Consider the following 23,756-nt stretch of genomic DNA (forward strand, 5'->3'; position numbering starts at 1 on the left):
TGCCCGAATAGCCATTGGTCATCCGTTCCCAGCCGATCTAGCCTCGCAGTCATGAGCACCGTCGAGCGTCCGCGAGCAGTGGTGCGCACCGACCGCCGCATGACCCTCGCGCTCCTGGCCGCCGGAGTCGCCACCTTCGCCGAGCTCTACGCCGTGCAGAGCGTGCTCCCGCAGCTCGCCCGCGAGTTCGCGCTCACCCCCGCCGAAGCCGCGCTCACCGTCTCGGCCGCCACGCTCGGCCTCGCGCTGATGGTGCTGCCGTGGGCGTCGATCGCCGAGCGGATCGGCCGGCTCGAGTCGATGCGGATCGCCGTGCTCTCGTCGGTGGTCCTCGCGCTGCTCGCCTGCGTCGCGCCGTCGTTCGAGGTGCTGCTCGTGCTCCGCTTCCTCGGCGGAGCGGTCCTCGGGGCGGTGCCGGCCCTCGCCGTCGCCGCGATCCACGACCGGGTCGGCGGAGCCGTCGCCACGGCCGCCGCCGCGGCCTACGTCTCGGGGACCACGATCGGGGGAGCCGCGGGCCGCCTGATCGCCGGGCCCCTCGCTCCGCTGCTCGGCTGGCGCCCCGCGTTGCTCGTCGTGACGCTGGTCTGCGCCGCCGCCGCGCTCGCGTTCGCGCTCCTCGCCCCCCGTGGTCCCTCGGCCCGTGCCGTCGCTCCGGAGCGGGGGAGCGGCTGGTCCAAGACCGCGCGCGTCCTGCGCGATCCGGTGCTGCTGGCGCTCGCCGTGCAGACCGTGCTCGTCGTCGGCGTGTTCGTCGCGGTCTACAACTACCTCGCGTTCCGCCTCGAGGCGCCGCCGTTCGCGCTCCCGCCCGCGCTGGTCTCGCTGCTCTTCGCGACGTACCTCGCGGGCACGGTCTCCTCGCGCCTCGCCGGCCGCTGGGCTCCGCGCCTCGGACCGCGCACGCTCATGCGCGTCGGCATCGCCGCGATGGTCGTCGGCCTCGCCGTGATGCTCTCGGACGTCGTCGCCGTCGTGATCGCCGGCCTCGTCGTGCTCACCGCCGGCTTCTTCGCCGTGCACGCGACCGGAGCGGCGTGGACCGGCGCGCGGGCGGCTCCGGCCCTCCGCGGCCACGCCGGCGCGGTCTACACGATCGCCTTCTACGTCGGCTCCGGAGTGGGCGGCTGGCTCCTCGGCCTCGTCGTCGAGGCGGGCGGGTGGCCGCTCTTCACCGCGGTCACGATCGCGCTGCTCCTCGTCGGCGCGGCCGTCGCGAGCCTCCCGTCGCGCGAGGCGGTCTCCCGCTGACGCTCGCTCCTCCGCCGCCCGTGGGGAAGGATGGGCGCGAACGCACGAGCCCGGGGGACATGTGACCGACGCACGCCAGACGCACGACACCGACGCGGGGACCGACCCGCGCTACCACGCCGCCTTCCAGCGCGGCTACGACGGTCCTGCTCCCGAGCGGGGCGCGAAGGCGGAGGAGCGGTTCCGCCGTCCGAGGCGCCGCGACGCCGCAACGACCCGGCTGCGCACGACGGCGCTCCCGACGTCGGAGCCGGTGCTCGACCCGGTCCGCGCGCTCGGCTTCGAGCCGCAGGCGGAGCGCACGGCCACCCTCCCGACCGAGGTCGACGAGGCGGCCGCGGAGGAGTCGGGCACCGAGCCCGAGGTGTCGGTCCGGTCCGCCCTCGACGTGCGGGTGCCCCTCGGCCTCGCGGTCATGGGCGCGGTGCTGCTGGCCGTGGGAGTGGTGCTCCTCTGGTCGAGCTCCTCCGCCTACTACTTCGACAACGGAACCACCACGGAGCAGTTCCTCCGGGGCCTCGGCAACGTCCTGCCGGGACCGATGATCACCGTCGGCCTCGTCTCGGTCGGCGGGGCTCTGGCAGTGAAGGCCGCACGCTCGTGACGAGCCGCTGGTCGGGCGCCCTCCTCGCGTACACGATCGTCCTCTGGCTCGCCGTCCTCGGCTCTCTCGTCGTCATGGTGTCGCTCCCCGACAGCTGGAGCTACGACCCGGAGAACGTTCCTCCGCTCGCGATCCTGCAGACCGCGCTCTGGACTCTGAGCCCGTCCCTCGTCACCGCCGCTCTGACCCTCACCGTGACCACGATCGCCCTCGCGATCGCCCGCACGCGGCCCTCGGTCCCGCCGCCCGCCGACCCCGTCGACCCTTGGTCCGAGGACGCCGTCCTGCTCACCCGCTGACACCGCGCGACCGAGGGAACCCCGACCCGTCGAGGGAGCCCGCAGCAGCGGGACGTCTCGACGGTCCGGGGTTCCCTCGGTGGCAGCGCGCCCCTACTTCCCCAGCGCCGAGAACCGGAACAGGTACGTCGCGTCGAGCGTGTCCTCCAGACCCGTCACTCCCGACGCCGCCACGACCGTCTCGCGGCCCTGCAGCAGCGGGACGATCGGCGCGTCGGCGGCCGTCACGCGCTGCAGCTCCTGGATCGCGGCCGTGCGCGCCCCGAGGTCCGTGGCCGTCGCCTCCGTGTCGATCAGTGCGTCGACCTCGGCGCTCGCGTAGCCGTTCGCGACCGAGGAGCCGGTCGACGAGTACGCCGCGCGGAGGAAGTTGTCGGGGTCCGGGTAGTCCGGGAAGAAGCCGAGCTGGTACGCGGGGTAGCCCGACTCGGGCACCAGCTCGGTGACGTAGCTGGTCCACTCCGTCGACTGCAGGTCGACCGTGAACAGCCCCGACTCCTCGAGCTGCGACTTCACCAGCGCGTACTCCTGGGCCGAGTCGGGCCCGTAGTGGTCGCTCGTGTACTGGATCGGCAGTGCGACGGGCACCGGCACCCCGGCGGCGGCGAGCAGAGCGGCGGCCGCGTCCGGGTCGGGAGCCGCTCCGTAGGCGTCGGCGAACGCCTCCGTCGCGCCGGTCTGCCCGTCGAGCACGACCGAGTAGGCGGGAGCGTACGTGCCGCGGTGGACCTGCTCCGCTAGCTCCTCGCGGTCGACGAGCGACGCGACGGCCTGCCGGATCGCGAGCTTCTGCTCCGGGGTGCCGCCCGGCTGCGTGTTCACGTTGAAGGTGAGGAAGCGCACCGAGCCGCCCGGGCCGTCGACGACTTGAAGAGCGGAGTCGTCGCGCAGGTCCTCGACATCGGTCGCAGTGAGCGAGCGGTAGGCCACGTCGACCCCGCCGTTCTCGACGTCCAGGCGCAGGTTCGTCGACGAGGTGTACGACTTCAGCACGACCTGCGCGGTCACGGGAGCGTCACCCGAGTAGGCGTCGTTCGCCGCGAGCAGCAGCAGTCCGCCGTCCTCGTAGCTCTCGACCGCGTAGGGGCCCGAGCCGATCACGTCGGCGTCCTCCAGCAACTCGTCGGCCGGGTACACCTCCTCGTCCACGATCGGACCGGCCATGCTCGAGAGCACGTACGGCCAGGTCTGGTCGTCCGGCACCGCGAGCGTGAAGACCACGTCCTCGCCGTCCTGCGCCACCGACTCCATGTTCGCGAGCAGTGGCGACGGGCCGTTGTCGGCCGCGATGTCGACCACGCGCTGGAACGAGAAGACGACGTCCGACGCGGTCAGCTCGTCGCCGTTCGAGAACGTCAGCCCGGGAGCGATCGAGCAGCGGTACGTCGTCGGGTCGTCGAACCCGCACTCCTCCGCAGCCTCGGGCACGGGCGTGGTGTCGCCGTCCTCGTAGCTCAGCAGGTGCTGGTAGATCTGGTTCTGCGGAGTGAAACTGCCGCGGTCCCAGGCGCCGGCCGGGTCGAGCGAGACGATCGAGTCGGTCGTGCCGATCACGAGACGGTCGGAGGAGCCGCCGCCGTCGCTCGCGCCGGTGCAGGCGGCGAGGAGGGCGGTCGCGCCGAGCAGGGCGAGTGCGCCGAGTGCGCGGGAGGAGTGCATGCTGCTGCTTTCGTCGGAGGGAAGGGGAGGGGCGGACTCAGCCGAGCCGGAAGCGGGCCAGCGGCTCGCCCCCGTCGACCAGTTCGGCGAGCAGGTCGCCGAGGACCGGCCCGAACTTGAAGCCGTGGCCCGAGAAGCCGGTGGCGAGCGCCACCCGCCCGACCCGGTCGATCACGAAGTCCTCGGTGGGGGTGGTGTCGTAGAGGCAGCTGATCGCCTCGGCGCTCGCCGCGTCGACGCCGGGCAGCCACTCCTCGAGGTAGGCGACGAGGCGCGCGTGCCGCTCGGGCTCGGGGCGGAAGTCGCGGTGGTTGGGGTCGACGACGCGTCCGGTGCCGTGCTCGCCGACCTTCACGCCGACTCCGGGGGTCGCGAGTCCGTAGATCACGGGCCGGTCGCCGCGGTGGTGCACGAAGCTCGGCCACGCGTCCAGCGGTAGCTCCGTCGTGACGTGCACGGGCTGCTCCTGGGTCACGCGCAGCGGAGGAAGGTGCCGGCCCGCCGCCTCGACCAGTCCGCCCACGAGTGCCGGGGTCCACGATCCGCCGGCCACGACGACGGCGTCGGCGGTGAGCGGGCCCTCGTCGGTGACGACCCGCACGCCTCCGTCGCGCTCCTCGATGCTCTGCACGCCCGCGCGCTCGCGGACGATCGCTCCGTGCGCCTCGGCCGATGCCAGCAGCGCCTCGATCGCGGCGGCCGCGTCGAGCCGCCCGCCCTCGGGGTGCAGCAGCACGTCGGTCTCGAAGCGGAGCCCCGGCCAGCGGAGCGAGGCCTCGGCGGCGTCGAGGCGCTCCACGGCGATGTCGTCGCGCGCGAAGGCGTCCTCGATCCCGCGCAGGGCGTCGGCGTCGCCGTGGTCGATCGCTCCCGTCGCGGTGAAGAGGCTCCGCCCGCTCTCTCGCTCGAGGCGGGCCCATTCGCGGGCGGCTCGGCCGGTGAGGGCGCGGTAGTCGTCCTGCGGGTAGCCGCGGCGGAAGATGCGCGTCTCGCCGTGGGAGGAGCCGCGGTCGTGGCCGCGCTCGAAGCGCTCGAACACGATCACGCGGTCGCCGCGCTCGGCGAGGGAGCGCGCGGCCGCGGCTCCGACCAGCCCGGCGCCCACGACGACGACGTCGCGGCCGCTCATCGCGCCGCCTCCGCATCGACCTCGCGCCGCGGCGGCATCGCGGCGAGCACGGCGGCCTCGTCGGCGAAGGGCTGCGGAGCGAAGCGGCCGGGCGCGTACCGGCTCGCGTCGCCGAGGCTGCTGCGGCCCTCGAGCACGAGCTCGGCGACGAGACGGCCGAGGCCGGGCCCGTGCGTCACTCCGCTCTCGTTGTCGCCCGCGGCGACGAACAGCCCGGGCAGCTCGGGGATCGGGCCGGCGAGGAAGCGCCGATCGGCGGTGTAGGAGACGACGCCCTGGGTCCATTCGGTGTCTCGCACCGCGTCGGCGGAGGAGGGGAGCAGGCGGGCGAGGATCGGCGCGAGGTGCGCGTCCATCCGCTCGATCAGGTCGGTGCGCTGCGGGCGGCGGTCGGCCGCGGCCTCGCCGAGCGCCTCGTAGCCGACGCCGTTGCCGTAAGTGAGGCCGCCGAGGTGCTCGCGCACCCACAGGCCGTCGAGCTCGGGCAGCATCAGCGTGGGCAGCGGAGGGAGTCCGAAGGGCCGCGTCGTCAGCCGGCTCGCGACGACCCGGGCCAGCGGCAGCCGTCGGCCGAGCGGGGCGAGCAGCGCGTTCGTCCACGACCCCGCGGCGAGCACGACCGCGTCGGCGACGAGGACCCGACCGTCGGCCGTGCGCACCCCGCTCGCGCGCCCGTCCGCCGCGACGACCTCGGCGACGGCGGTGTGCTCGATCACCTCGACCCCCGCGGCGCGGGCGGCGGCGACGAGCGCGAGTCCCGCATCCGGAGCGCTGATCTGGATGCCGCCGGGGTGCACGAAGCCGCCCGAGACGGCCGCCGGGTCGAGCCCGGGCACGAGCTCGGCTGCCTCGTCGGGCGAGAGCGACCGGGCTCCCTCGGGGCGCAGCGGATGCGCGGCGAGGGGTCCGAGGTGGTCGCGGACCCCCTCCTCCGTCACGGCGAGCCAGGCGCTGCCGGTCTCGCGCAGGTGGATCGGCCCGGCGAGCCCGCGGTAGAAGTCGATGCCGTACTGCTCGAGGTCGCGCTCGGACTCGTTCCAGTACCAGGCGTAGCCCGCGGCCCAGAGGCCGACGAAGCCGGCCCCCGCGGCGGTGGTGCCGTGCGCCGCGGCTCCGGAGTCGACCAGCACGACCCGCGCTCCCGCTCGCGCGAGGTGCAGCGCGGTGGCGGTCCCGAACAGACCGGCCCCGACGACGACGCAATCCCTACTCATGCTAGGTAGTGAAGCAGCCCGCCCGGCCGGGGTCGAATCGATGTGACTCCCGGTGTCAGCCCTGCCGCGCCTTCAGCCGCGGGTTCTGCTTGTTGATCACGAACACCCGGCCGCGGCGCCGCACGATCTGCGAGCCGGGCTGGTCCTTGAGGTTCTTGAGCGAATTGCGGACCTTCATGCGTTCCTCCGTGCTATCGATGTTAATGAGAACAGTTCTCGATAGTAGGGTATGCCCGTCCGGTGCCGACCGGGCCAGGAGGAGGACCCATGCCAGCCGAGCGCTCCGTCGTCTCGATCGTCAGCGACGGCGACCCGGAGCGGCGCCGCCGCATCGCCGCGCTGCTCGCCCTGCGTCTCGAGGGCCACGTCGTCGAGAACGACCGTCAGCTCGAGCCCGTGGAGGCGGCCGCGTTCGTGCACTTCTGCGGACCGGGCACCACCTCCGATCACGCACCGCTCGATCAGCTCGCCGCCCTCCTCGAGGACGGCTGCGCGCCGCTCTGCCTCGGGCACGTGGTGACGGTGGTCGAGCCGGCCGCCCTCTGGTCCGCGGTGCGGACCGCGGACGACTTCTCGGGTCCCGAGCCCGGCGTGACCGCCGTCGAGCGGCTCGTCGAGCAGCTCGAGTGGAGCACGCTCGTCGTCGTCGCGGGTCCGGCGGAGGGGCAGCGGGCGGCCCACGAGGCCGGTCTCGCCCTGATCGCCCTCCTCGCCCCCTCCGCGTCGGCCGTCTCGCTCGCCGCGCTCACCGCCGGCCGCGTCGTGCCGCCTCCGGTGCCGGTCGAGGCGCTCCGGCGCGTGCGGCGCGCGCCCGGCTGGATCGGCGAGCTCGGCGGGCACCGGGCACTGCGCCTCTCGTCGGAGGTGCCGCTCGGCACCGTCGTCTTCCGCGATCCGCGGCCGTTCCACCCGGGCCGCCTCGGCGCACTCGTCGAGCAGTTCCCGCAGCGGGTCGGCGACGTCGTGCGCTCGCGCGGCTTCGTCACCCTCGCCACCCGCGCCGAGCGCGCCCTGTCGTGGTCGAGCGTGGGGGAGGTCCTCGGCCTCTCGCCCACCCCCGCCGACCTCGACCTCTCGGAGGTCGTCACCGGGCAGGAGCTGGTGCTCTACGGCCTCTCGCTCGAGGCGCGGCGGGTCACGTCGGCGCTCGCGGAGTGCCTGCTGACCCCGTCGGAGCTGCTGGCGGGGCCGCGGGCGTGGGCCCGCTACTCCGACCCGTTCCCGACGGGGGACTGATCGCTGCGTCTGGGTAGAGTCGAGCGCGCATCCGCTGTTCGAGGAAGGGGCCGCTCATGACCGACCTCGTGGTCGCCGACCTCGCCGCTGTCGTGTACTCGTCGGGCAAGGTCTTCGACGGCCTGTCCACCGGACGTCTCGACACCGAGAACTTCCTGCGGTCGGGCGATCTGACGGGCGTCACCTCGCGCTCGGACCTCGCGCTGCTGGAGGATCTCCGCGACGCGTCGCAGTTCATCATCGACACCCGCGACCGATCGATCGATGCCGCGTACGTCCGCGACGTGAACGCGCAGCTCACCCGCAGCGCCGCGCTGCATCCCGGGCGGTTCCGCCGCGACGACGACAGGATCGGTGTCAGCACGCCGTTCGGCCGGCACGAGCCCGCGGCCCCCGACCTCGTCGGAGTGCAGCGGATCGTCGATCGGGCCCTGGCGGAGGCCGACACGTCCGAGCAGGCGCTGGACCTGTTCGTGCACCTGGCGAAGGCTCAGCCGTTCATGGACGGGAACAAGAGGACCGCGATCCTCGTGGCCAACGCTCTGGTGATCCGCGAGCAACCGCCCCGCACGCTCACGGTTCCCGTGGACGAGCAGGACCCGACGGCGGCGCGGCGCTTCACCGAGCTGCTCGCGCGGGCCTACGTCTTCGACGAGCACGACGGCATCAAGCACCTGCTTCGCGAGCAGGGCTTCGCGCCCGTCGCCCTACACGGGTCGAACCGCTCCTCGTCCTGACGGGCCGCTAGGCCGGCCGCACCAGGAAGTCGACCAGACGCCGCACCGACGCCGGCACGCTCTGCCGTCGGCCGACCGTCGGCAGGATGATCGCCCCGAGGATCGCGTAGCCGATCTCGTCGACCGGGGTGTCCTCGGGCAGCTGACCGGCGCGCACCGCGCTCGCGAACCGCTCCGCCAGCGTCTGGTCGACCCCGAACGCGTCGATGAGCCGCTCGCCGACCGCGGCGTCCTCGGACCCTGCCGCGACGAGCGAGCGGATGAGGGTCGTGCCCTGCTCGGTCGCGGCGAGCTCCAGGATCGGCGTGAGCCAGTCCTCCAGATCGCGCCGCAGGTCGCCGGTGTCGGCGATCTCGATCTCGATCGCGACGAGGCGGCCGTCGATCATGCAATCGGCGATCAGCGCCCCGCGCGAGGGCCACCAGCGGTAGACGGTCTGCTTCGAGACGCCCGCCTCCTTGGCGATGCCCTCCATCGTGAGGTGGTCCCAGCCCTGCTGGGCGAAGAGCCGCGCCGTCGCCTCGAGGACCGATTCGCGCGCCGCGACGCTGCGGACCGGGCCGCTCCGATGCTCCGTCATGCTCTCAGGCTACTCCCACTGCCTAGACGAGACGTCCCGTATGATCTAGCGCGTCCCCCCTTCCCCCGTGCGTCAGGAGACCCCCGTGGCCACCCTGCTCTTCCGTCTCGGCTCGTTCGCCGCTCGTCGCGCGTGGGCGGTGATCGTCGCCTGGGTCGTGATCCTCGGAGTCTCGGTGGGCGCGTTCCTCGCGGCCGGCGGCACGCTGACCAACAGCTTCGACATCCCGGGCACGGCCTCGGGCGCGGTCACCGATCAGCTCGCCGAGAAGCTGCCCGACACGGCGGGCGGCACCGGCACGGTCGTCTACCGCACCGACGACGGCTCGGCCCTGACCGCCGAGCAGGAGTCCGCGATCTCGGCGCTCGCCGCCTCCGCCGCCGACCTCGACGGGGTGGCCGCGGTCGTCGATCCGTTCCAGGCGCGGCAGTCGCAGCTCGACGGAGCCGCGCAGCTGGCCGACGGCCGCGCGCAGCTCGAGGCGGGGGAGGAGCAGCTGGAGGCCGGGCAGGCGCAGCTCGACGCGGGACGCGCGCAGCTCGACGCCGCGCAGCAGCAGCTCACCGCCGCCCGCGAGCAGGCCGCGGCGGCCGGTGCGCCGGCGCAGCAGCTCGCGGCGATCGACGCGCAGCAGGCTGCGGCGATCGACCCGCAGAAGGCGCTCCTCGACGAGCAGCAGGCCGCCCTCGACGCCTCCCGCCAGGAGCTCGAGGCCGGGGCCGAGCCCCTCGACCTCGGCGAGGAGCTGCTCGGCTACGCCGACGGCATCGGCGTGGTCTCCGACGACGGCTCCACCGCGATCGTGAACATCTCGTTCACCGACCCGCGCCTCGAGCTGTCCGAGGAGGTCAAGCAGGGCGTCGTCGACCACTTCGACGAGTCCCCGGTGACCGGCGCCGACGTCTCCTTCGCGACCGATCTGGCCCAGGGCGTCCCGAAGATCTTCGGAGTCGGCGAGGTCGTCGGCCTCGTCTTCGCGGCCGTCGTCCTCATCGTGATGCTCGGCTCCCTCGTCGCCGCGGCCCTCCCGATCGTGACCGCGCTGGTCGGAGTCGGAGTGGGCGTCACCGCCTCGCTCGCCTTCTCGGGCGTCATCGACATGGCCTCGGTCACCCCCGTCCTCGGTGTGATGCTCGGCCTCGCGGTCGGCATCGACTACTCCCTCTTCATCGTGAACCGGCACCGGAGGCAGCTGCTCGCGGGAGTCGAGGTCCGCGAGTCGATCGGACTGGCCAACGGCACCTCCGGCACCGCGGTCGTCTTCGCCGGCTCCACCGTGGTCGTCGCGCTGCTCGCGCTGAACATCACCGGCATCCCGTTCCTCGCGCTCATGGGCACCGTCGGCGCGATCTGCGTCGCGGTGGCCGTGCTCATCGCGATCACCCTCGCGCCCGCGATCCTCGGCCTCCTCGGCACGCGACTCCTGCGCCGGAAGGCCCGCGCCGCGATCGGCCGGCAGAAGGTGCTCCCGCCCGCCCGGCCCATGTCGACCGTCCGCGCCGTCGTCACGGTCGTCGGCACGATCGTCGCCCTGCTGATCATCGCGATCCCGTCGCTCTCGATGCGCCTCGGCCTGCCCGACGGCTCCAGCGAACCCGAGGGCTCGACCAGCGCGCGCTCCTTCGAGATCGTGGGCGACGAGTTCGGCGCCGGCGCCAACGGCCCGCTGCTGGTCAGCGCCTCCGTGCCGAGCGGAGTCGCCGACGACGACCTCCTGCGCACGCAGGTCGACATCGCCCGCACGATCTCGGAGCAGGACGACGTGGTCGCCGTCGCGCCCGTCGCCACGTCCGACGACGGCACGCTCCTGGCCTTCCAGGTGCTGCCCGCCGAGGGCCCCAACAGCGCCTCCACCGAGCAGCTCGTGCAGGACCTCCGCGACCTCCCTCCGGTGGGCGACGGCATCGTGCTCGGTGTCGCCGGCCAGGCCGCGACCAACATCGACATCTCGGAGGGACTGAACGCGGTCCTGCCGACCTACCTCGCGGTCGTCGTCGGGCTCTCGCTGCTCATCATGATCATGGTGTTCCGCTCGCTGCTCGTCCCGGTCATCGCCACGGGAGGCTTCATCCTGTCGCTGTTCGCGACCTACGGCCTGATCACCGCGGTGTTCCAGTTCGGCTGGGGCGCCGACCTCATCGGCCTGCACGCCACCGGCCCGATCCTGAGCTTCCTGCCCGTGATCCTCGTCGGCATCCTCTTCGGGCTCGCGATGGACTACCAGCTCTTCCTCGCGTCCGGGATGCGGGAGGCGTACGTGCACGGCGCGAACGCCCGCCTCGCCGTCGCGCAGGGCTTCCAGGCCGGCAAGTCCGTCGTGATCGCCGCCGCGCTGATCATGGTGGCGGTGTTCGGCGGCTTCATCTTCTCGGAGTCGACCATCATCCGCTCGATGGGATTCGGCCTCGCGTTCGGCGTGCTCCTCGACGCCTTCGTCGTCCGGATGCTGCTGATGCCCGCCCTGATGCACCTGCTGGGCCGCTCCGCCTGGTGGCTGCCCCGCTGGCTCGACCGGCTGCTGCCCGACGTCGACATCGAGGGCGCGTCGCTCGAGCGGACGCACCCGCACCCGCACGCCTGAACGAGGGAACCCCGGCCCGTCCAGGGATCCCGCAGCTGCGGGCTCTCTCGACGGTCCGGGGTTCCCTGGAATCGGTGACTCCTCCTAGGAGGTGTACCCGGCCTGGATGGACTCGAGGACCTGGTCCGTGCTCGAGCCGTCGACCCAGTCGACGATCCCCTTGAAGAAGCTGTCCGAGCCGACCGCCTTGGGCATCAGGTCGGACGCGTCGAAGCGGAACGTGGTGTCCTCGCTCTGCAGGATCGCGATCGAGTCCTTCAGCAGCTCGCTGCTCGCGTTCTCGGGGTCGAGCCCCTTGTTGGCCGAGATGACTCCGCCGAGCGAGACGCGGCTGTTCGCCCAGTCGGCGCTCGCGAGGTACTCCTGCACCTTCGCGGTGTCCTCGTCGTCCGCGAACGCGGCGACGAACTCACCACCGCCGGTCACGGCCTGGTCGTCCTCGGCGCTGATCGGCGGAGTGAGGAACGCCCACACGTCGCCGTCCTCGGCCACCGTCGCGTCGGCGCCGATGATGAAGCCCTCGAAGAACGACGCCTGGTGGGTCAGCGCGCAGGAGTCGTTCGCGATGTTCTGCGCGACGTCGCCGAACGCGGTCGAGTTGATCGACGAGACGTCCCCGTAGCCGGCGTTGACGAGCGTCGGGTCGAGGAGGATCGAGCCGACGGAGTCGAACGCCGCCTTGATCTGGGGGTCGGTGAAGGGCACGTCGCCCGAGACCCACTGGTCGTAGACATCGGGGCCGGCCTCGCGCAGCACCGCGTCCTCGATCCAGTCCGTCCCCGGCCAGCCCGACGCCGCGTCGGAGGCGAAACCGGCGCACCAGGAGGGCCCGCCGGACTTCTCGGCGATCGTCTTCCCGAGCGCCTCCATCTCGTCCCACGTCGTCGGAACCGAGACGCCCCACTCCGCGAACTTCGCCGGCGAGTACCAGACGTAGCCCTTCACGCTCGCCATCAGCGGAGCGCCGTACTGCGTCCCGTCCACCTGGCCGTACTTCTGCCAGTCCTCCGACCAGTTGTTCTGCACCTCGGTCAGAGCGCCCTCGGGCAGCTCCTTCACCTTCCCCGAGGCCACCGTGTCGGCCAGCAGTCCCGGCTGCGGGAAGATCGCGAGGTCCGGAGTGTCGCCGCCCTGCACCTTGATGCCGATCTGCTGCTCGAAGCCCTTGTCGCCGGTGTACTTGATGTCGATGCCCGACTCCTCCTCCCAAGCGGCCCACGACTCCTCCAGCAGCGTGGCCTCGTCACCGTTGATGGTGCCGTAGACGTTCACGACCCCGTCGGCCGTCCCGACCGAGCCGCCACCGGAGCCGCCACCCGCGTTCGGGTCGTTCGGGTCGCTGCTGCTCGAGCAGCCCGCGAGCGCGAGTCCGGCGGCCGCCAGAACGGCGACCGGAAGGGTGAGACGGCGGTGCAGGGACGATCGCATGGGTACTCCTCAGTGCGTGGGATCGGCGGGCCGGAGATCGGCGAGTGGAGGATCGGCCGTTCGCAGAGGCGGGCCGTCGCGGCGTTCGTCGCCAGGATAGACCGGCAGAGAGCGCTCTCACGATAACGATTCGGTACTGGCGGGGATCGCCTGGCGAGGCCGCGTGGACCGAGCCGGCGGCCCCGTGATGCTCGACGGAGGGAGAAGGTGCTGAGCACGAAGCGGCTTACCGCACGCTCTGCTGAGCCGATATTCGAAGCATGCTCGTCTTCGACTCACGAACGGTGGTCCTAACACGAGTGATATTCGCCGGCGTCTTAATCAGCTCTTCCTAATGTCGAGCTCATGCCCACCCGCACCCCGGCCGATCTGTCTCTCGAACTCGGAGTTCCGCAAAAACGAATCCGTGACGTTCTCCGAGAATTCTTCGGAACTCTCGACCTCGGCACTACTCGCTGGGAGCTCAGCGATGAGCAAGCGGATGCTGTTCGTGATCGCTTCCAAGCGGAACCCGTCGAGATCCCGCGGTTCTCTCTCTCCGTGGGCGACCAGGTGCTGCGTCGCGCCGTTCATCGAGCGTTCGGGGGTCAGCAGCAGGGCGGAATTTCAACACCACGATCTCTCGGCGAGATCTTCATCTTCACTGATCCCGCGAAAGGCGCGCGGCACGGCTACGACCGGTTCGAAGGCCTGCGCGAGGACGGCTCGTACTCCTACACCGGCGAGGGCCAGGTCGGAGATCAGGTGTTCCTTCGCGGAAATCTAGCCCTTCGGGATGCGGCCAAGAACGGTCGAATCATCCGCCTTTTCACGGTCCAGAACACCCGCGTGACGTATATCGGAGCGTTTACAACAGGCCTTCCGACGTATCGCTACGAGATCATCCCGGACAACGAGGGAACGTTGCGCCGGGGGATCATCTTCAATCTGCTCCCGGTCGATGCCGACGTCACGACGCTGCCCGCATACGGCGGTGCGAAGCCCGCCGATGCTCACGTCAGCGAGTGGGCAGCTCCCGCCTATTCCGACATCGTCGTTGCAGGAGAGGAGTCAGCGCCAATCGATGAGCGAGTTGTCTCCCGCGTCGAATTCGAGCTCCAAGCGGCCTTTGGAGAGTGGCTGACGAGGAATGGAACTCCTCCTAGTCGACTCACACTTCCCGTTGGTTCTTCGCGCATCGAGCCCGATCTCTACGTCACGACCAGTGGCTGGATCGTGGAGGCGAAGAAGTCGACGGCACGCTCCTACGTGCGAACGGCAATCGGGCAAGTCCTCGACTACGCCCACGTCGCGAACGAGAAGGGGCTCGCTGCCGTCCCAGTCATCCTGCTTCCTGGCCACCCCGAGGCGGACCTCCAGCAACTCATCACGAGCTTGAACATCATCACGGCTGTGCGACAAGATGACGAATTTGAGCTGATTGAGGCCTAGGCCCTGGCTCACTTCTCCCGCCCGAATTCCCCCCGGCTGAGCAGTGCCTGAAGCGCTGGTTCCGTGTCCGTCTGGTTGACCTGCCCAGTGACGACGAGTTCGGCCAGTCCGTGCACGGCCCCCCACAGTGCAGTCCGCAGAGCGGCCTGAAGGGGCGGGGCAGTTGCAGGATCGAGCTCATCGACGACCTGCGCGAGGATGCCGTGCACGCGGTCGAGGAGAGGGGCCATGGTGGGTGATGGCTCGCGGAGATCACAGATGTCCGGATCGTTGACGAGGCGGAACCGGGCAGGATGGCGAGCGGCATTCTCGATGTAGGCGGACGCCACGCGGACGGCTCGGGCGGGGGCATCTGCAGGATCCGCCGAGCGGAGGGCGGACTCGAGGTCCTCGAGGAGCTCCTCCATGGCGACAGCGCCGAGGTGGGCGAGGAGCGCGGCACGGTCGCCGTAGTGGTGGTACGGGGCGTTGTGGCTGACGTCGGCCCTGCGGGCGACCTCGCGGAGGCTGACTTTCGCGTGGCCCGACTCGTCGATGAGCTCGAAAGCTGCCCGCTCGAGGGCGGACGCGAGGTCACCGTGGTGGTAGCCGCGTTCCGATCTTGACACGCGCAAGATCATATCGATACCGTGACTTGCCTTTAACTGGACAATGTCCAGATGGGGAGGCCGGATCCGTAAGGAGGACCATGACCGCGCTCGTCATCGACGGCCATCCGAACGCCGACTCATTCGCTGCGGAGGTCGCCCGCAGCTATGCGGCGGGTTTCGGTCAGGCGCGCGTTCTCGCGCTGCGCGACCTCGACTTCGACGTTCACTTGCGCGCCGGGTATTCGCGCGCTCAGCCGCTTGAACCCGACCTCGCCGCGGCCTGGTCTGCGATCGAGGCAGCGGAGCACATCGTCGTCGTCACGCCGATCTGGTGGGGCGCGACCCCCGCGCTCCTCAGCGGATTCTTCGACAGAGTGCTCCTGCCGCGCCGTGCGTTCCGCTTTTCTCGTCTTGGACTCCCGATTGGGATGCTGGCGGGTCGCAGTGGGCGCCTGCTCGTCACGACGGACGCGCCCCGGGCGTTCCTCGCCCTCCAGGGTGACCCGACCGTGCGCTCGGTGCGGGACGGGACGATGAAGTACTGCGGCATCGCGCCCACCGCCGTCACGAGGATCGGGCCCGTCCGATCGTCGTCATCCGTTCGGCGCCAGCGGTGGCTCGACGACGTCGCGCGAATCGGCGCGCGTGACGCCGAGACGGTCATCCGCTCGGAGCCGAAGCGCCGGCGGCGGGCAGCGCGCCTCGCCCGCATCCCGAGCCGACCTGGAGCGGGGGCGCCGGCGGAGACGGTGACGACGGCCTAGCCCCCGGTGACCAGCAGAGCCACTGCCGGACGATCGGGCGCGGCCCAGTCGAGCTCCGACAGGTCCTCCCGGCCAAGCCAGCGGAGCGCGTCGTGATCCGTGCTCGTGAGTGGCGGGTCGCCCTGCAGCGTCGTCCACCAGCAGCTCAACCGGATGATGCGAGGACCCACCTCGGTATCGTCGACGGTCAGTAAGGTCCCCACAGCGACGGCCACTCCGAGCTCTTCCGCGATCTCGCGCTTGAGCGCCTGCTCAGGGGTCTCCCCGACTTCGATCTTCCCGCCCGGGAACTCCCACAGACCGCCGGCGGACTTCTCCGGCCTGCGACGGCAGGCGAGGATCCGATCCCCATCGGTGATGACAGCGGCCACGACCTCGAGAATCTCCATCCGACGATCATGGTCGCCGACAGGCTGGGCCCCGGTCACTTCCTCAGCGGGTCGTTCCCCCAGTTCATCAGCGAGTACCGCCACTTCGTCTCCGTCACGTCCCCGTCCGGGCGCTGCGCCGAGTGCCGGTGCACGTAGCCCACGACCTTCTTCATGTGCGCGTAGTCGTCGTCGCTGAGGTCGGCCTGCTTGGTGCCGAGGATCTCGATGATGCGGCGGCCGCTGTGGTGGCCGACCGATTCGCCGCCGCCGGACTTCTGGCCGACCTCCTTCGACTCGTCGGTCTCGAGCCAGCTCTCGATCTCCTTCGCCGTCATGTTCACGGCCTCGTGGAAGTCGTCGCGGATGCTCCGCTGCTCGTCCTGGTCCGGCATGTCGCTCCTCCTGTCGCAGGCGCTCGGCGCCCTCGTGCTCCTACCAGAGCGGCTGCACGGGGAGAGGTCAAGCCCCGACCGCTCGCTGCCGCCCGCGCGTAGCGTCGCCCTTATACGGGGGCCAGAGCCCCCGCCTGTCGACTGAGAAGAGAAGAGACACGCATGCCGTCACGGAACACGCTCGTCCGCAGCCTCCACGACCTCGGCGCCGCCGCCTGGTTCGGCGGATCCCTCATGGGCGCCGTCGGGCTGAACGGAGCCGCCGCGACCTCCTCCGACCCGTCCGAGCGCCTCCGCGTCGCGTCGGTCGGCTGGGCCCGCTGGAGCCCGGTGCAGTTCGCCGCGATCATCGCCCACGGCGTCGGAGGCATCGGCCTGATCCTCGCGAACAAGACCCGCCTCGCGAACCAGCAGGAGAGCCGCACCAACACGATCATCAAGACCGTCGTCACCGGTCTCGCCGGTGCCGCCTCGGTCACCGCGGCGATCGCGGGAGCGACTCAGGCCAAGCACATCGAGGAGGGCGCCGAAGGCGTCACCGAGGCCGCGCCGCAGAACTCGGCCGAGCTGACCACCGCCCTGCGCGTGCAGAAGGCCACCCAGTGGCTGATCCCGGTGCTGACCTCGGTCATCATCATCCTCGGCGCCCAGCAGGGCGAGCAGCAGCGCCCGGTGAAGGGCCTCTTCGAGACCACGGCGCGCATGTTCCGCAAGTAGCGCCGGTCGCCACTCGACGAAGGACGGATGCACCGGAAGCCCCGGTGGTCCGTCCTTCGTCGTGTGCCGGGCACGATCCGCACGCATCCATGAGAATCAGTGAGGGCCGTCGCGGCCCCGATGCGCCCGACCCTGCGGTCGCATCGCCCGACGAGCAGGGGAGTCGCCGTGTCTCTCGACCCCGACGATCCCTTCACGGATCGCCCACGGCGCAGCGTCGTCCTCCCGGCGGGAGCTCCGCCGGGCTCGCGAGCAGGATCGAGGCGGTCCTGCTCCTCGTCCTCCTGCTCGGCCTCGGAGCCGTCCTCTTCATGGTCCTTCTGGTGCAGCAGCTGGGCATGGACGCGTGCGGCGGGAACTCCGACGGGTGCGATTCCGCACTCCTGGCCGCCGCGACCTGGATCATCCCGGCCGTCTTCGGCCTGTTCGCGGTGCTGACGATCACCGCTGCAGCCCGTCGATCGACGACCGCCCGGCGGATGAGGGCGATCCCGCTTCTCGGCGCGGCAGCTACGGTCGTCGCGTTCCTCCTCGCCTCGGCGCTCGTCGCGATCGCGCTTGCAGGGCTGAACGCGTGATCGTCCCGGAGACCAGGGACGAGTCGCTAGCGCCTCGCGAGCTCTCCGACCAGCTCGGCGGCGAGATCCGCCACCTGGACCAGAAGCTGTTCCGGCGGGGCTGAGACGTCCAGTCGGCGGACGTGGATCTCGACCGCCGCTCCGCGCACGGAGTAGGAGGAACCGCCCCGGCCGACCGAGATCAACCAGCCCTCCCGGAGCCCCAGCACCGTGCAGTACGCGTGCATCTGGTACAGGTCCTCCACCGGAGAGGCGCCGGTCTTGTACTTGGCGTCGGCCACCATCACCGGGCGCCCCGAGCGCAAGTGCACGATGTCGGGCCGCACAGCCTGCCGGCCGCCCTCGTCGAGGGTCGTCGGATACTGCGCGAGCGTGACGCCCGACGAGAGCGGAGCGAGCGACTCCCGCAGCGCCGTGGTGACGAAGCTCTCGAAGAGGCCGGCCATGTTCACGACGAACGAGGCGAGCGGGGAATCTCCGGCGGCGCTCGACGGAGCCCGACGCTCGAGGATCAGGTCGGCGAAGACGAGCGCCGGAACGTAGTGCGCGGTGAGTCGGCTGCGGCGCCACGGGGGCACGGCTGCCCCGCGGCGTAAGCGCTCCACGCCGTCGAGGCGCCCGTCGAGGTGGAGGAGGCGCCGCCGCAGCGCGTCGCGGAGGCGGGGCAGCGTGAGCAGTGCACCGATCGCCGCCCGGAGGACGATGTTCTCGGCGATGTCGACCGTGTACTCGTCCACCGTGAGCTCGACCGGCAGCAGTCGGCCGCCACGAGCGACCTGATCCGACATCCGGATGCGTCCGCGAACCGTGACCGCGGTCTCGTCGTAGGTCCGGTACCCCTGCAGAACCCCTCGCGCCAGCGCCCGCTCGGCCAGCCGTACGAACGTCTCGGCGATGGCGGGCGCGAGATCGTCCTCGGGGGAGGCGTCGACGTCCTCCGGGCGGAACCCGGGATCGCGCGCGTAGCCCAGCAGGAAGAGCAGCGACCCCAGCGGAGTCTTGGGCTGCACGACGATCTCGTCCTCGCCCGAACGCACCGCCCCCACCTTGTTCGACGCGGCCGCCACCTCGATCCCGACGCGACCGAGGCGCGACTCCACCAGCCCGGCCGTGGTCGCCGCGGCGACGACGTCCGGAGCGAGCGGGCACGGCCGCCAGCCGCCGTTCTCCTCCAGGGAGAAGCGCGTCACGACTCGTCGATCTCGTCGACCACCAGCGGCGTCGTCAGATCGAGTGTGTCCAGCCCGAATCGTGCGCGGATCTCCTCCCGGGACAGCCGGCCGTAGTAGTGCTCGTCAAGCAGGGGCAGGATGTCGTGCTCCCAGATCCGGACGAGCCCGTCGTCGGTGCGGGCGCTCGCCCTCAGGAGGTAGGACGGGCCGATCTGGAAGTCGCGGTCGGTCTCTCCGATGCGCTCGTTGAGGGTGTCGAGCAGCGCACCCCGCCTCGTCGTGCGGCCCTCCACGCGGTGGATCAGGCCGTGCACGGGCCGCTGCGCCGGGTGCAGCTCGAAGAACGCGAAGCGGCGGCGGATGGCCGCATCGACGAGCGAGATCGACCGGTCGGCCGTGTTCATCGTGCCGATGACGAACAGGTTCTTGGGCAGCGCGAACGGCTCCTCGGGGGAGTACTGCAGCGACACCTGCTCGTCGCGGTACTCGAGGAGGAAATACAACTCGCCGAAGATCTTCGCCATGTTGCCGCGGTTGATCTCGTCGATGATCAGCACGTGGGGGACGGCCGGGTTGCGCACGGCGGAATCGGCGAGCAGTCGGAGGGGCCCCTTCGCGAGTCGGAACACTGCGGAGCCGCTCGCGTCGGTCGCGGGACGGAAGCCCTCGAAGAAGTCCTCGTACGAGTAGGAGGGGTGGAACTGCACGATCCTCACCGCGCTCGCAGGGGCGGCGAATCGGGCCAGGGCCCGCGCGACGAACGTCTTCCCCGTGCCGGGAGGGCCGAACAGGATGATCTGCCTCCGCTCCTCGAGGACCGCGGTCACGTCGTCCAGCCAGGCGCGGTCGTAGTGGAGGCCGGCGGCGAACTCGGCGGTCGGGCGCGGGAGGCGGAGGTCGGTGGGTGTGGGTGTGGGCATCGACAGCGGTTCGACCCGGATGAACGCGTCGTCCCGGGACAATGTGGCGAGGACCGCCTGCGGAAGAGCATCCTCGGGAACGCGATCCTCCTCCCACCGCACCGAGCGCTGAGCGCGGTCGCCAGGCATCCATCGGCCACTGCGGAGTTTTCCCACCCGGATCCCGCGGTCGTCCCGCACCAGGATCTGCTCGCCCGGACGCATCCCGCTCAGCACGGCCGCGGTCGAGTCCACCCTCTGCAGCAGCGCGGAGATCGGTTCCGCTCCGTCCCAGCGGGCCAGAGCCGTCGTGCGGATCGCCGCGCGGCTCGCTCCGAAGTCGGCGGTGATCGCGCCCGGGAAGCCGATGGTGTCGCCGAGCACGGCCCGACTCGGAACGCACCAGGCCGCGGGCGCGTCGTCACGGTCCGTACCGCGCCACTCCGTGCTCCACGGCGGCAGGTACCAGTCGATGTCGAGCTGCCCCTGCGGATCAAGCCGGTCTCGCAGATGCAGGAGATCGCGGTCGAGGTCGCCGGTCGGCCCCAACGGCAGTACGGGAGCGAAGGTGTCGCGGATCTTCGTCTTGTCCGCCGTCGACACGATGCGTTCGAAGACGCTCGGCCAGGTCAGCGCGAGCAAGGAGTTCTGAATCGCCGGGGAAGCGGGATCGACGGCGATGGTCTGCTCGCGGAACAACCACGGGTCTCCGAGCGCGGCATCCCGTGTCTCGGCGTCGAGTCCGTCCCAGTGCTCGATGAATGAGCAGAGCCACTGCAGATGACGAGCGATCTGCGGAGTGAAGCCGGCGCCGCCGCTGAACGTGCCGCGGACGTCGAACGCGGCAGCGACCGCCTCGGGGAGGGCCGGCGCGTCGGGAAGCAGTGCCAGGATCTCGCGCAGAAGCTCGCGCTTCGTCTCGGCGCCGACGTTGGTGAGCGGAAGGCGCTGGACGAAGCACAGCTCGGCCGCGAGCAGGACGACGTCCCGCGGTGCTTCCGCGAGCTGCTGCAACAGCCGCCCGCGGAACCCGCCGGACGCGTCGGGCAGCGAGTCCAAAGCACCGCGGAGAGCCCGGGCGGTCGGCGCTGTCCAGGTGCGCACGGTCGCGTCGAGCGCCGACGCGGCCCCGCTCAGACCCGGAGTCAGGATCACGCCCGCCGCCGCGGCGATGGCGCGGCGCTCGGCGCTGCCGGTCGGTGACGACTCCTCCGAGCGCGTCAGCTCTTCCTCGAGCCCGCGCACCAGGAGGCAGTCGGAGCACCAGCCGGGCGACGTCAGCTCGCGCGGATCGGTGTCGGGTGCTGCGAACCACGCGTTGAAGATCTCGGCCTCGGTCCAGGAGCGGCGCGGCTGGGTGACGCCGTGCCGACAGGTCGGCACGTGCAGGCGTCCCGATCGGGCCTCCAGGTAGTCGTCCTCCGAGGCGGCCAGGCTCCAGTTCACGCCGTCGAAGGTGCGCTGCGAGCCGTCGAGCGGGGTGCGGGCTGCCAGGTCGCCTTCGACGGCGAACCCCAGCTGCGCGAGGACGCGCTGCGCCTTGCCGGAGTCGAACGGCTTCGTCGTCAGCCCGGTCGCGACCGCGAGAACCTGCTTCACCGGCCACCGCCGCCCGAGTGCCTCGACCGAGTACTTCGTCACGGCGGCGGGTTCGACCGCGCCGAGCGCAGCCTCCACCGACTCCCGCGTGAGCTCGTAGGGATTCCCGTCGATGGTGAACTGCAAAGCGCCTCCCGCTGTCAGGCCGATTCTGTCGGGCTCCACCGACACTGACCGGCGGGCGCGCGGGTCACTCCGACGTCCCCATGCAGAACGCCGCCGCGAACGCGCCGGTGCTCGTCTGCTCCGCGACGACCTCGCCGTCGAGGGTGATGCGGCAGGTGATCGCGCCGGTGTCGTCGGCGCCGGTGGTCGCGGTGAGGGACTGGACCTGCACGGCGAACTCGCCCGCGGCGGGCACCTGCAGCTCCTTCGTGAAGGGGAGGGGCTGGTCGGCGGCGGCCGCGGTGCCGTCGGCGAGGTCGCTCGAGGTGGCCCAGCCGATGGAGGCGTCGGGGGCGTCGCCGGTGACCTCGAGGAGGAGCGTCCGCGTGGGGCCGGCCGGTTCCGTGCTCTCGGAGAGGGGTGCGCGGCTCGACTCGGCGTCCTCGACGGCGTTCGTGACTCCGGTGACGAAGCCGGCCGTGTAGACGACGGCGAGCACGATCGACAGGATCAGCGCCACCAGGTTCAGCGCGGTGCCGGCGATCGCGGCCGTGCGGCTCCTCTTCTTCAGGAACAGGGCGATCACTCCGAGCACCAGGCCGATGAAGGCGACGAAGCCCGAGACGTAGTTGACGATCGGGATCGCGGCGCCGATCAGCGCGACGATGCCGATGATGAGGGAGGCGAGACCGAGTCCGTTCCCGGTCTTCCGGCCGGGCGGGGGCGTCGACGGGCCGGAAGCGGGCTCGGGGAAGACGGCGGGGTTGTACAGAGTCATACGGCGAGTCAACCAGCCGCGACGTTGACCGAGCCATCTCTACATAGCTAGATTTGCGCCATGATCCCGCTCGCCCGCCTCACGCCCGCCACGGTCGACGTGCTGCGCGTCCTCCTCGATGACGGCGCCTCCGTGTGGGGGATGCTCGTCATCAAGCGCACGGGACGCCCGGCCGGCAGCGTCTACCCGATCCTCGAGCGGCTCGAGGGGGCGGGCTGGGTGGCCTCGTCGTGGGAGCCGGACACCGATCGCAGCGGTCCGCGGCGGAGGCTGTACGAGCTGACGGGCGACGGGGCGCAGGCCGCCCGCTCGGCGGTCGAGCGCTTCGACGCGGCGGCGCTTGCGAAAGCTCCGAAGACTGCGAAGCGACCCACCGCGGCCGCCGTCCGTCTCTCCGGAGCGGAGGCCCGCGCGTGATCGACCAGCTGCTGCGCCTGCTCGCCCGCCTCCTCCCGCCTCTCGCCCGCGAGCGCTACCTCGAGGAGTGGCGGGCCGATGCGGCCGGTGCCGCCGAGGCGGGTCTGCCCCGTCGCGACGTCGTGCTCGGCGCCCTCGTGCTCAGCGCGACCCTCGATCGCGCGCTGCCGGCGCACTCGGGGGAGCCGCGGTTCCTCCGCCCGCGCCGCCTCGCCCGCCGCGGGCTCGGCCTGCTGACGGCCACCGCGGTCGTGCTGATCGGCTACTACCTGACGGCCGGCGGCATCGTGCCCGAGAATGCTCCCGAGGGTGTCGTCGCCGCCACGCGGGCGGTTCGCTGGCTCGTCGTCGCTCTCGCGCTCCTCGCGGGGGTCATCGGAGTCGCGCACCTGATCGGCGCCGCCCGCTCGGCCGAGACCCGCACGGCCCGGGCGTCCCTGCTCCTGGCGGTCGTCGGGCCGCTGACGGTCGTCCTCGGCACCCTCCTCCCCGGAGCGCCCTGGTGGCTGACTCTGCTCGGCTTCGTGATCGTGCTCGCCGGACTCGCGACCGGTCTCGCCGTCATCGGAGGCACGCGGCCGGTCGCCCTCGAGCACCGCGTGGCGACCCGGCGGCAGCGCCTCCCGGTCGCTCTCGCCGGTGCCGCGCTGATGCTCGCCGTCACCGTGCTCGGCACGATCGACCTGCTCGTCTGGAACCCGCTCGCGAAGGTGCCGGGCACCGAGCTCTCGACGATCTACGCGCTGATGGCCGAGCGCGACGGGTTCTCGCTCCAGCCCACGCTCGTGCTGACCGTGATCTGGGTGGTCTTCTGGACGGTGCCGACCCTGCTGGTGGCGGCGATGGGAGTGCACCGCTCGAGTGGTGCGCTCACTCCTCGACGCCTCGCGATCGTGATCCTCTCGATGGTCGGCGCGGCGATCTTCTGCCGCTTCTTCACCGGATTCGGCATCGGGATGTCGATCGCCGACACCTTCTCCACCTCCGGCGGCGACGGCTCGGTCGTCTCGGCGGCGCTCTCGATCGTCGGCCAGCTGTCGTTCGCGGCGGCCGCGATCCTGCTGGGCTGGGCTCCGCGGGTCGTGGTGCGGCCCGCCGAGAGCGCGGTGGCGGCGTAGGTGCAGGGAGTGGCGCCTCCTCTGCTGATCGAGTAGCCCGCGGAGCGGGCGTCTCTCTGCTGATCGAGTAGCCCGCGGAGCGGGCGTATCGAGATCCACGATGTCTC

24 protein-coding genes are annotated in these 23,756 nt (G+C 71.4%); 12 read left to right on the forward strand and 12 right to left on the reverse strand.

All coding sequences use genetic code 11. From position 1 onward, the window contains the following. Nucleotides 1-51: 51 nt before the first annotated feature. The 3 genes from B0T42_RS07920 (at nt 52) to B0T42_RS07930 (ending at nt 2,154) form a co-directional block, all read left to right on the forward strand. Entirely contained in the window at nt 52-1,251 is a 1,200-nt protein-coding gene (locus B0T42_RS07920; RefSeq protein WP_158078075.1) for an MFS transporter, read from the forward strand. A 61-nt stretch (nt 1,252-1,312) separates the two neighbouring features. Next, nucleotides 1,313-1,855 carry a hypothetical protein gene (locus B0T42_RS07925; RefSeq protein WP_077222680.1) on the forward strand — a complete coding sequence of 181 codons (543 nt, stop codon included), beginning with the start codon at nt 1,313-1,315 and terminating at the stop codon, nt 1,853-1,855. After that, a complete protein-coding gene (locus B0T42_RS07930) occupies nt 1,852-2,154 on the forward strand; it encodes a hypothetical protein (RefSeq protein WP_077222681.1) in 303 nt (100 codons plus the stop codon). The genes B0T42_RS07925 and B0T42_RS07930 overlap by 4 nt, the downstream gene beginning before the upstream one ends. A gap of 93 nt (nt 2,155-2,247) precedes the next feature. Here B0T42_RS07930 and B0T42_RS07935 read toward each other — a convergent pair whose 3' ends face one another. From B0T42_RS07935 to ykgO, 4 genes are read right to left on the reverse strand one after another with little or no spacing between them, the layout of a single operon-like run. Next, on the reverse strand, nt 2,248-3,813 hold the full coding sequence (locus B0T42_RS07935; protein ID WP_077222682.1) for an ABC transporter substrate-binding protein: 1,566 nt from the start codon (nt 3,811-3,813) through the stop codon (nt 2,248-2,250). 37 nt (nt 3,814-3,850) lie between these two features. Continuing rightward, nucleotides 3,851-4,942: an FAD-dependent oxidoreductase gene (locus tag B0T42_RS07940; protein WP_077222683.1), complete on the reverse strand. Its 1,092-nt coding sequence runs from the start codon at nt 4,940-4,942 to the stop codon at nt 3,851-3,853. Next, a complete protein-coding gene (locus tag B0T42_RS07945) occupies nt 4,939-6,156 on the reverse strand; it encodes an NAD(P)/FAD-dependent oxidoreductase (RefSeq protein WP_077222684.1) in 1,218 nt (405 codons plus the stop codon). Before B0T42_RS07945 ends, B0T42_RS07940 begins: the two co-directional genes overlap by 4 nt. 55 nt (nt 6,157-6,211) lie before the next feature. After that, on the reverse strand, nt 6,212-6,334 hold the full coding sequence (gene ykgO / locus B0T42_RS07950; RefSeq protein WP_055790224.1) for a type B 50S ribosomal protein L36: 123 nt from the start codon (nt 6,332-6,334) through the stop codon (nt 6,212-6,214). Nucleotides 6,335-6,423: 89 nt separating this feature from the next. Between ykgO and B0T42_RS07955 the strand changes: the two genes are divergently transcribed. After that, nucleotides 6,424-7,392, forward strand: a complete 969-nt coding sequence (locus tag B0T42_RS07955) for a CobW family GTP-binding protein (protein WP_077222685.1) — start codon at nt 6,424-6,426, stop codon at nt 7,390-7,392. Between the two features lie 56 nt (nt 7,393-7,448). Then, entirely contained in the window at nt 7,449-8,129 is a 681-nt protein-coding gene (locus B0T42_RS07960) for a Fic family protein (protein ID WP_077222686.1), read from the forward strand. A 7-nt stretch (nt 8,130-8,136) separates the two neighbouring features. Here the strand turns inward: B0T42_RS07960 and B0T42_RS07965 are convergent, their stop codons facing one another. Continuing rightward, nucleotides 8,137-8,709 (reverse strand): TetR/AcrR family transcriptional regulator, encoded by a 573-nt coding sequence (locus B0T42_RS07965; protein WP_077222687.1) that lies wholly within the window; start codon nt 8,707-8,709, stop codon nt 8,137-8,139. Nucleotides 8,710-8,794: 85 nt separating this feature from the next. On the opposite strand from B0T42_RS07965, the gene B0T42_RS07970 reads away from it, so the two are divergent. Next, nucleotides 8,795-11,290, forward strand: a complete 2,496-nt coding sequence (locus tag B0T42_RS07970; RefSeq protein ID WP_077222688.1) for an MMPL family transporter — start codon at nt 8,795-8,797, stop codon at nt 11,288-11,290. Between the two features lie 84 nt (nt 11,291-11,374). On the opposite strand, the gene B0T42_RS07975 is transcribed toward B0T42_RS07970, so the two are convergent. Beyond that, nucleotides 11,375-12,718 carry an ABC transporter substrate-binding protein gene (locus B0T42_RS07975; protein ID WP_077222689.1) on the reverse strand — a complete coding sequence of 448 codons (1,344 nt, stop codon included), beginning with the start codon at nt 12,716-12,718 and terminating at the stop codon, nt 11,375-11,377. Nucleotides 12,719-13,063: 345 nt separating this feature from the next. Between B0T42_RS07975 and B0T42_RS07980 the strand changes: the two genes are divergently transcribed. After that, nucleotides 13,064-14,149 carry an SRA domain-containing endonuclease gene (locus tag B0T42_RS07980; RefSeq protein ID WP_077222690.1) on the forward strand — a complete coding sequence of 362 codons (1,086 nt, stop codon included), beginning with the start codon at nt 13,064-13,066 and terminating at the stop codon, nt 14,147-14,149. An 8-nt stretch (nt 14,150-14,157) separates the two neighbouring features. Here B0T42_RS07980 and B0T42_RS07985 read toward each other — a convergent pair whose 3' ends face one another. Further along, a complete protein-coding gene (locus tag B0T42_RS07985) occupies nt 14,158-14,757 on the reverse strand; it encodes a TetR/AcrR family transcriptional regulator (RefSeq protein WP_158078076.1) in 600 nt (199 codons plus the stop codon). A gap of 80 nt (nt 14,758-14,837) precedes the next feature. Between B0T42_RS07985 and B0T42_RS07990 the strand changes: the two genes are divergently transcribed. Continuing rightward, nucleotides 14,838-15,503, forward strand: a complete 666-nt coding sequence (locus B0T42_RS07990) for an NAD(P)H-dependent oxidoreductase (RefSeq protein WP_077222692.1) — start codon at nt 14,838-14,840, stop codon at nt 15,501-15,503. Here B0T42_RS07990 and B0T42_RS07995 read toward each other — a convergent pair. Continuing rightward, nucleotides 15,500-15,892 carry a (deoxy)nucleoside triphosphate pyrophosphohydrolase gene (locus tag B0T42_RS07995; RefSeq protein ID WP_077222712.1) on the reverse strand — a complete coding sequence of 131 codons (393 nt, stop codon included), beginning with the start codon at nt 15,890-15,892 and terminating at the stop codon, nt 15,500-15,502. The genes B0T42_RS07990 and B0T42_RS07995 overlap by 4 nt on opposite strands. A gap of 35 nt (nt 15,893-15,927) precedes the next feature. Continuing rightward, on the reverse strand, nt 15,928-16,266 hold the full coding sequence (locus tag B0T42_RS08000; protein ID WP_077222693.1) for a DUF3140 domain-containing protein: 339 nt from the start codon (nt 16,264-16,266) through the stop codon (nt 15,928-15,930). Between the two features lie 162 nt (nt 16,267-16,428). Here B0T42_RS08000 and B0T42_RS08005 point away from each other — a divergent pair, with 162 nt between their 5' ends. Further along, complete coding sequence (locus B0T42_RS08005; RefSeq protein ID WP_077222694.1) at nt 16,429-16,983, forward strand: hypothetical protein; 555 nt, start codon at nt 16,429-16,431, stop codon at nt 16,981-16,983. A 311-nt stretch (nt 16,984-17,294) separates the two neighbouring features. After that, nucleotides 17,295-17,561 carry a hypothetical protein gene (locus B0T42_RS19470; RefSeq protein WP_139344455.1) on the forward strand — a complete coding sequence of 89 codons (267 nt, stop codon included), beginning with the start codon at nt 17,295-17,297 and terminating at the stop codon, nt 17,559-17,561. 26 nt (nt 17,562-17,587) lie between these two features. Here the strand turns inward: B0T42_RS19470 and B0T42_RS08015 are convergent, their stop codons facing one another. The 3 genes from B0T42_RS08015 to B0T42_RS08025 form a co-directional block, all read right to left on the reverse strand. Next, on the reverse strand, nt 17,588-18,751 hold the full coding sequence (locus tag B0T42_RS08015; RefSeq protein ID WP_077222696.1) for an McrC family protein: 1,164 nt from the start codon (nt 18,749-18,751) through the stop codon (nt 17,588-17,590). Continuing rightward, nucleotides 18,748-21,357: an AAA family ATPase gene (locus tag B0T42_RS08020; protein ID WP_077222697.1), complete on the reverse strand. Its 2,610-nt coding sequence runs from the start codon at nt 21,355-21,357 to the stop codon at nt 18,748-18,750. The genes B0T42_RS08015 and B0T42_RS08020 overlap by 4 nt, the downstream gene beginning before the upstream one ends. A 64-nt stretch (nt 21,358-21,421) precedes the next feature. Further along, nucleotides 21,422-22,114, reverse strand: a complete 693-nt coding sequence (locus B0T42_RS08025) for an MmpS family transport accessory protein (protein WP_077222698.1) — start codon at nt 22,112-22,114, stop codon at nt 21,422-21,424. 60 nt (nt 22,115-22,174) lie between these two features. Here B0T42_RS08025 and B0T42_RS08030 point away from each other — a divergent pair, with 60 nt between their 5' ends. Continuing rightward, nucleotides 22,175-22,531 (forward strand): PadR family transcriptional regulator, encoded by a 357-nt coding sequence (locus tag B0T42_RS08030; RefSeq protein ID WP_077222699.1) that lies wholly within the window; start codon nt 22,175-22,177, stop codon nt 22,529-22,531. Further along, nucleotides 22,528-23,649, forward strand: a complete 1,122-nt coding sequence (locus tag B0T42_RS08035; RefSeq protein ID WP_077222700.1) for a hypothetical protein — start codon at nt 22,528-22,530, stop codon at nt 23,647-23,649. The genes B0T42_RS08030 and B0T42_RS08035 overlap by 4 nt, the downstream gene beginning before the upstream one ends. The last annotated feature ends 107 nt before the right edge of the window (nt 23,650-23,756 follow it).

Source organism: Rathayibacter rhapontici (genome assembly GCF_001995175.1).
In the GTDB taxonomy this organism is placed as follows: Bacteria; Actinomycetota; Actinomycetes; order Actinomycetales; family Microbacteriaceae; genus Rathayibacter.

Bases quoted from the DNA above. Each gene is read 5' to 3' on its own strand.
- B0T42_RS07975 (WP_077222689.1), bottom strand. From the start codon at position 12,718: ATGCGATCGTCCCTGCACCGCCGTCTCACCCTTCCGGTCGCCGTTCTG.
- B0T42_RS07945 (WP_077222684.1), bottom strand. From the start codon at position 6,156: ATGAGTAGGGATTGCGTCGTCGTCGGGGCCGGTCTGTTCGGGACCGCC.
- B0T42_RS07965 (WP_077222687.1), bottom strand. From the start codon at position 8,709: ATGACGGAGCATCGGAGCGGCCCGGTCCGCAGCGTCGCGGCGCGCGAA.
- B0T42_RS19470 (WP_139344455.1), top strand. From the start codon at position 17,295: ATGGTCCTTCTGGTGCAGCAGCTGGGCATGGACGCGTGCGGCGGGAAC.
- B0T42_RS07940 (WP_077222683.1), bottom strand. From the start codon at position 4,942: ATGAGCGGCCGCGACGTCGTCGTCGTGGGCGCCGGGCTGGTCGGAGCC.
- B0T42_RS07980 (WP_077222690.1), top strand. From the start codon at position 13,064: ATGCCCACCCGCACCCCGGCCGATCTGTCTCTCGAACTCGGAGTTCCG.
- ykgO (WP_055790224.1), bottom strand. From the start codon at position 6,334: ATGAAGGTCCGCAATTCGCTCAAGAACCTCAAGGACCAGCCCGGCTCG.
- B0T42_RS07955 (WP_077222685.1), top strand. From the start codon at position 6,424: ATGCCAGCCGAGCGCTCCGTCGTCTCGATCGTCAGCGACGGCGACCCG.
- B0T42_RS08030 (WP_077222699.1), top strand. From the start codon at position 22,175: ATGATCCCGCTCGCCCGCCTCACGCCCGCCACGGTCGACGTGCTGCGC.
- B0T42_RS08005 (WP_077222694.1), top strand. From the start codon at position 16,429: ATGCCGTCACGGAACACGCTCGTCCGCAGCCTCCACGACCTCGGCGCC.
- B0T42_RS07995 (WP_077222712.1), bottom strand. From the start codon at position 15,892: ATGGAGATTCTCGAGGTCGTGGCCGCTGTCATCACCGATGGGGATCGG.
- B0T42_RS08025 (WP_077222698.1), bottom strand. From the start codon at position 22,114: ATGACTCTGTACAACCCCGCCGTCTTCCCCGAGCCCGCTTCCGGCCCG.
- B0T42_RS07920 (WP_158078075.1), top strand. From the start codon at position 52: ATGAGCACCGTCGAGCGTCCGCGAGCAGTGGTGCGCACCGACCGCCGC.
- B0T42_RS08000 (WP_077222693.1), bottom strand. From the start codon at position 16,266: ATGCCGGACCAGGACGAGCAGCGGAGCATCCGCGACGACTTCCACGAG.
- B0T42_RS07990 (WP_077222692.1), top strand. From the start codon at position 14,838: ATGACCGCGCTCGTCATCGACGGCCATCCGAACGCCGACTCATTCGCT.
- B0T42_RS07960 (WP_077222686.1), top strand. From the start codon at position 7,449: ATGACCGACCTCGTGGTCGCCGACCTCGCCGCTGTCGTGTACTCGTCG.
- B0T42_RS07935 (WP_077222682.1), bottom strand. From the start codon at position 3,813: ATGCACTCCTCCCGCGCACTCGGCGCACTCGCCCTGCTCGGCGCGACC.